Origin of the sequence: Halomonas sp. KM-1 (assembly GCF_000246875.1) — a bacterium.
Classification (GTDB): Bacteria; Pseudomonadota; Gammaproteobacteria; order Pseudomonadales; family Halomonadaceae; genus Halomonas; species Halomonas aerodenitrificans.
Map to the genome: position 1 here is coordinate 1 of NZ_BAEU01000023.1, position 1,162 is coordinate 1,162.

Here is a 1,162-nt window from a genome sequence, read left to right on the forward strand (position 1 = left end):
GGTGAGCCCGCTTAATTAATTGAGATGAGCGATCCCGCACTATCGTCTCTCTCGAGAGTGCGGGATCGCTCACTCACTAATCCTTTAGGGGTTGGCCAGCTCTCCAGTGGACAGGGCGACTAGGGTCGCGACATGCATTTCGAGCGCCGTTGTCAGGCGTTGTCCGGTAGCTTTCAACTGGGGCAGATAGTGGGTTTCCACAAACCTGAAGGCCAGGCGTCGAACATCCCAGTATAGGTTCAGGGACACTACAGCCTGTTCGCCCACAGTCAGGGGAATCGCGATGGCATCAATGTCGAATGGTCGGCAGAAACCGTATTCCCAGCTCCCGGGTATGCGCCGGAAGTAACCGGTCTGGCGCTCGTCTTCGAGCGTACGAAGAAACTCATCGTCGACCTCAGAGCTATGGAGTAATTCCGAGGCAACGGGCAGGGAGTGTGCCACCAAGGCTCGGCCTGAGGCGGCTTGGCAGGGACAGGGGTGGGCTCCGATTATCCTGTCGCGACCGATCCGAATACTGAGGCGCGAGAAGTTACTCTCGAGGATGGTCGGTCCGTGCAATGTGGCGATCACCAAGTCCGATGCCAGACCGGTTGCCTTGAATAGCTCGTCCAAGAAAGGGCTTGCGATCTTCGCCATCCGGTAACGAGCATCGCACAATCCCTCGATACCACCCAGCACCACATAGCGCTTATCGCCTAGCCGGCGATAGAGCCAGCCCAACTCCTCGAAGTCATCGAGGAGGCGTTTCAGAGTGGGCTTCGGTAGATCAAGCAGGAGATGAAGTTCCTCGAGGCCAAGTGACTGGTGCTCAGCGATTGCCTCTAGCACCCGGGCAGCCTTGTAGAGAAGTCGGTTGTGCATGAACGAGGCCCTCCACCAGGGCGTATTGGCTGGACGGTTACGTTGCAAAATGGGCTGCCATGGCCAGCTCGAGACAGAGTATCTCGGTGGACCGCTACGAGTTATGTGGCCATCGCCTTTGCTACAAGTAGCTCACCGGCCGCCTCAGCCAGCCAGTAGCCTAGGGCATGGGCCGCGGAGAAGCTGGCTCCGCCCAGGGGCGGAGGCGTGCCGAGCGGTGGCGGCCCCGACATCCAGGGTTGCCAGGCGGTGCCTTCCGGCCGCGTCTCTTCGGCGGCCCAGATGCAGGCGTACCAGC

At 59.9% G+C, this 1,162-nt stretch carries 2 protein-coding genes; both read right to left on the reverse strand.

Annotated elements, in window-relative coordinates:
• Positions 1-84: 84 nt before the first annotated feature.
• Positions 85-864: a helix-turn-helix domain-containing protein gene (locus B8115_RS02050; RefSeq protein ID WP_010626076.1), complete on the reverse strand. Its 780-nt coding sequence runs from the start codon at positions 862-864 to the stop codon at positions 85-87.
• 101 nt (positions 865-965) lie between these two features.
• Positions 966-1,162, reverse strand: a 197-nt coding sequence (locus tag B8115_RS23850) for a hypothetical protein (RefSeq protein ID WP_010626077.1), incomplete at its 5' end; no start/stop codon positions are given.

Bases quoted from the DNA above. Each gene is read 5' to 3' on its own strand.
- B8115_RS02050 (WP_010626076.1), bottom strand. From the start codon at position 864: ATGCACAACCGACTTCTCTACAAGGCTGCCCGGGTGCTAGAGGCAATC.